The following is a 5,221-nucleotide window of genomic DNA, read 5'->3' as shown; positions in this document are numbered from 1 at the left end:
GGACACCCTTGCCTTCGGCTATATCCTTCCCACTACCGGGCGGATTCGGGACTTGCACCCGCTAGAAACGTGCGCCGCCGGGCGCACTCTATCACAAAACCGATGATTCAGACATTTATATCAAATGTCTTTACCATCGGTTTTTTGTATATATCGTATATGTCTATTTAACTTTTTAAGCTACCACATCTTCAAACTGTGAGTTATACAGGTTTGCATAGAAGCCACCCGCTGCCAGCAGATCTTCATGATTGCCCTGTTCGATAATATCTCCGTCTTTCATAACAAGGATCAGATCTGCATCCCGGATTGTAGACAATCTGTGTGCAATGACAAAACTTGTCCTGCCCTTCATCAGGTTATCCATCGCTTTCTGAATCTCAATCTCTGTTCTGGTATCTACAGACGAAGTCGCCTCATCCAGAATCAGTATCTTATTATCTGCCAGTATCGCTCTCGCAATCGTCAGAAGCTGCTTCTGTCCCTGAGATACATTACTTGCATCCTCATTCAGTTCCATCTGATAGCCACCCGGCAGTGTCTTAATAAAATGATGTGCTCTCGCTGCTTTTGCTGCCGCAATAACCTCTTCATCCGTTGCATCCAGCCGTCCGTAACGGATATTCTCCATAATTGTGCCTTTAAACAGCCAGGTATCCTGTAATACCATTCCAAATGCGTCCCTCAGCTCTCTCCGGTTGAAATCTCTGATATCATGATCATTCAAACGGATGGATCCACTGTTCACATCATAGAAACGCATCAGCAGTTTAACCATCGTTGTCTTACCAGCACCGGTAGGTCCCACAATTGCAATCTTCTGTCCCGGTTTAACCTTTGCACTGAAGTCATGGATAATCACCTGCTCCGGATTATAACCAAACTTCACATGTTCAAAACTTACCTCCCCAGTTACCTGAGCAATATCAGCCGGATGTTCCGCAATCTGCACTTCCTCTTCTTCTCCAAGGAACTCAAATACTCGCTCAGATGCTGCAGACATAGACTGCACCATATTGATTACCTGTGCGATCTGCTGGATCGGCTGTGTAAAGTTCTTGACATACTGGATAAACGCCTGAATATCGCCAATCGTAATCACACCCCTGATTGCCAGAAGTCCTCCTGTCAATGCGACACATGCATATCCCAGATTACCGACAAACATCATAATCGGATGCATCATTCCTGACAGAAACTGTGATTTCCATGCAGAATCATACAAAATATCATTCGTCTTTTCAAACTCTTCGATGGTTGCTTCTTCTCTGTTAAATGCTTTGATAACCATATGACCGCCATAGACTTCTTCAACCTGACCATTGATATGTCCCAGATATTCCTGCTGTGAACGGAAGAACTTCTGTGACTTCTTCATCACCAGTCCGATCAGTCCCATAGAGATTGGCAGAATAATCAATGCGATCAGTGTCATTAACGGCGAAATACTGAGCATCATGATCAGCACACCCACAAGCGTAGCCACAGACGTAATGATCGTGGTAATACTCTGGTTAAGTCCCTGTCCCAGTGTATCTACATCATTCGTAATACGCGAAAGGACTTCGCCATAAGTACGGCTTTCAAAATACTTCATCGGCATGCGGTTGATCTTCTCAGAAATCTCTTTCCGCAATCTGTAACATACCTTCTGCGTGATACCAGTCATAATCCAGCCCTGAATAAAACTGAACAACGCACTGCACAGATACAACACCAGTACAAACAGCAGGATCATTCCAATCTTCTGAAAATCAATACTTCCTGTTCCGCGTATCTTATTCATCAGTCCTTCTGAAAGAGCCGTTGTAGCCTTACCCAGAATCTTTGGTCCAGCTACTGTAAATACTGTTGAGCATGCCGCACAAATCATTACAACAAATATGCCAATCTTATATGTTGCCATATATTTTGCAAGCTGCTTAACAGATTTCTTCAGATTCTTTGGCTTCTCCCCCGGCTGCATACCGTGTCCCATCGGTCCTCTGCGGCGCTGCGTACGTGTACGTTCCTGACTATTACTCATTTCCGGACACCTCACTTTCTTCAAGTCCAAGCTCTCTTGCAGACAACTGAGACTTCGCTATCTGCTGATATACTTCACATGTTTTCAACAGCTCTTCATGTGTACCCTTACCTACGACCTCTCCATCATCCAGAACCAATATCTGTTCTGCATGCAGGATCGTACTGATCCGCTGGGCTACAATGATCACAGTGCTGTCCTTTACATTTTCACCAAGAGCTTTCCGAAGCGCCGCATCTGTCTTCAGATCCAGCGCTGAGAAGCTGTCGTCAAACACAAAAATCTTCGGATCCTTTGCAATTGCTCTGGCGATTGCAAGACGCTGCTTCTGTCCACCAGACACATTGCTTCCACCTTGCGCAATCGCACTGTCATATCTGTCATCTTTCGTCTCAATGAACTCGGTCGCCTGTGCGATCTTGGCCGCCTTCGCAATCTCCTCATCTGTTGCTTCTGCTTTGCCAAACCGCAGGTTAGATGCGATCGTACCAGAGAACAACACTCCTTTCTGCGGCACAAATCCAATCTCCTCACGCAAATCTGACATCTTAATATTACGGATGTCTTTGCCATCCAGTGTGATCTTACCGCCGGTCACATCATAGAGCCGCGGGATCAGATTCACCAGCGTAGATTTACCGCATCCTGTGCTTCCGATAATAGCCGTCGTCTTGCCTGGTTCTGCGATAAAATCAATATCATGCAATACATCTTCTTCCGCTCCCGGATAGCGGAAATTCACATGGTCAAAGCGAATCACACCATTACGCTCTGTAACTGCTTCCGTCTGATCTGCATCATGAATAGAGGACTCTGTTACAATGACTTCATCAATACGCTCTGCTGCTACCGCTGCTCTCGGAAGCATAATAGAAAGCATTGTCAGCATCAGGAATGACATAACAATCATCATCGCATAAGTGATAAAGGCTGTCATTGCACCTACCTGCATATCACCACTGTCAATTCTGTGTGCACCTACCCATACAATGCTTATTGTAAGCACATTCATGATCAGCATCATACCAGGCATCATAAATGTCATAATGCGGTTGGTAAAAAGTGTCGTCTTAGTCAGACTCCGATTCGCATCATCAAAACGTTCTTCCTCTTTCTTCTCTCGTCCGAATGCACGGATAACAGAAAGTCCTGTCAGGATTTCTCTGGATACCAGGTTGATGTTATCCACCAGTTTCTGCATCAGTTTAAATTTCGGCATAGCTGCGGATACCAATACCATTACATATCCAAGGATCACAATAATCGCCAGTGCGATCACCCAGCCCATTCCTGCTCCCGTCTTTATGACCTTCAGCACGCCGCCGATACCAAGGATCGGTGCATATGCTACAATTCGCAGAAGCATCGTAGACACCATCTGAATCTGCTGAATATCATTGGTACTTCTGGTGATCAGGGATGCTGTTGAGAATCTGTCCATCTCTGCATTGGAGAAACTCACAACACGCTTAAATACTTTGTCCCTCAGATCTCGTCCGATACCTGCACCCACACGAGAAGCAAAGAAGCCTACCAGTACGGTAACAACTCCCATCAACAGTGCCATGCCAACCATTTTCAGTCCGGACATCCAAAGGTAATCCTTCTGTACCTGATCAATATCCACACCCGCTGCCTTATCAGCAGACACTGCATAAGCAACTCCCATTGATTTCACCAGTGAGCTTCCCATTGCATCAATGGTATCTTCCATATCGTCGCGCATAGAAAGAAGCTGATCTTTTGTCATCGTGCCACTCTGCAACATCGCAGAAAATACACTGCGCACATCTACGCATTCAACCGTCTTTGTGTTACCATCATCATCTTCTTTCTCCTGCATGAAGCTCTCCAGTTCCACATGCATCATCTGACCAATTTGCTCAACTGACATGTCTGCAAGCTGCGCTTCATCCATACCCATCTGAGCAGCAATGGATTTCTTAAACGTATCCACCTCCATCGCACTCATCTGATAATTCATGATCAGCGGCACCGTCAGTTCTTCATCTGCCTGATTCAGCTTATCCTCTGACAGATCTTTCAATTCGTAATATCCGTCTTTCTCCTTATACAGATTCTTCCACACATCTGCTTCATCATCTGTCATAATAAACTGCGCCGTCTGCAATTCCTCTTCGGTTATCTTCTCCGGCACCACATGTTCCACACCGCTGTTCTGAATTCCTACATCGATAATGTCCGAAGTATACGACGGAAGTGCCAGATCACACATCGCCTGAACCACCAACAGCGCAAGAATGATAATCACTGACTTCCAGTATGGAAGCATATTCTTCGCTATCTTACTCATGTTCTTTTCCCTTTCTGTCTTTCCATTTTCTAGCCTCTATTTCCTTTTCTGCCACAGAATATATCTTATTCATATATGCAATCAAACGTTCCAGCTCTCTGTTCTCCAGATGCTCCACAACTGCCTTAACATAATCACACATGATTTGTCTGGCTTCAGTGGTCACACGTTTGCCTTCTTCGGTAAGTTCCACGCAGATATTTCTCCGGTCGTTCTTATCAATACTTCTCTCTATATACCCTTTCTCTTCCAGACAATGCAAAGTTCTGGAAATAGCTGAAGAGTGCACCTTACTTTTACATGCAAGTTCCGAAATTGTAATCTTTCCATCCTCACCTTTATCCATAATCTCATTCATCGCCGCAAATTCCGACTGACTGATATCCGGCAGAATTGACGCAACATTTAACTTGCGAAACTGATGCATCGCTCTGAAAAACTCTCCATATAATTCATCCATGTTCTTATCACCTCGGTTCTTACCTAATTATTTAACATTGTTATATATTAACGTATATAATTAATAACACCGGCAAATAACTCTGTCAAGCTAAATGCCGGTGTTTTATACATTCTTAATAAATAAGTTAATTACATGATGAATTCTGCTTTTGGGCAACAAAAAAAGCGGGTGATGGGAATCGAACCCACGTATCCAGCTTGGAAGGCTGGTGTTCTACCATTGAACTACACCCGCGTGTTTCATAACACAAAAAATATAATACCATATTCCCGAAAAAATGCAAGCAAAATTTTTTATTTTTTGGGTCAATCATTTTTTTCGTGGGATTGACGTTACCACGTTATAGGTTTTCTAAGCCGTCCGCCAGCCTTGACATGAACCTCAGGTAATGCGTAGGGTAATCACCCCGACGGCGAAG

At 44.3% G+C, this 5,221-nt stretch carries 3 protein-coding genes and 1 tRNA gene; all 4 read right to left on the bottom strand.

The window, feature by feature from the left end:
* Nucleotides 1-175 precede the first annotated feature (175 nt).
* Entirely contained in the window at nt 176-2,026 is a 1,851-nt protein-coding gene (locus tag OCV65_RS13230) for an ABC transporter ATP-binding protein (RefSeq protein ID WP_118453118.1), read from the bottom strand.
* Entirely contained in the window at nt 2,019-4,340 is a 2,322-nt protein-coding gene (locus OCV65_RS13225; protein WP_262582463.1) for an ABC transporter ATP-binding protein, read from the bottom strand. Before OCV65_RS13225 ends, OCV65_RS13230 begins: the two co-directional genes overlap by 8 nt.
* The gene (locus OCV65_RS13220) at nt 4,333-4,800 is read right to left on the bottom strand and encodes a MarR family winged helix-turn-helix transcriptional regulator (RefSeq protein ID WP_262582462.1); all 468 of its coding nucleotides are present in this window, start codon (nt 4,798-4,800) and stop codon (nt 4,333-4,335) included. The genes OCV65_RS13225 and OCV65_RS13220 overlap by 8 nt, the downstream gene beginning before the upstream one ends.
* Nucleotides 4,801-4,966: 166 nt before the next feature.
* Nucleotides 4,967-5,037, bottom strand: a tRNA-Gly gene (locus OCV65_RS13215).
* Nucleotides 5,038-5,221 lie beyond the last annotated feature (184 nt).

This window comes from Dorea ammoniilytica (genome assembly GCF_025567415.1).
GTDB classification, from domain to species: Bacteria; Bacillota; Clostridia; order Lachnospirales; family Lachnospiraceae; genus Claveliimonas; species Claveliimonas ammoniilytica.
The sequence above is the reverse complement of the archived record's forward strand: the minus strand, read 5'-3'. Positions and strand labels throughout refer to the sequence as shown.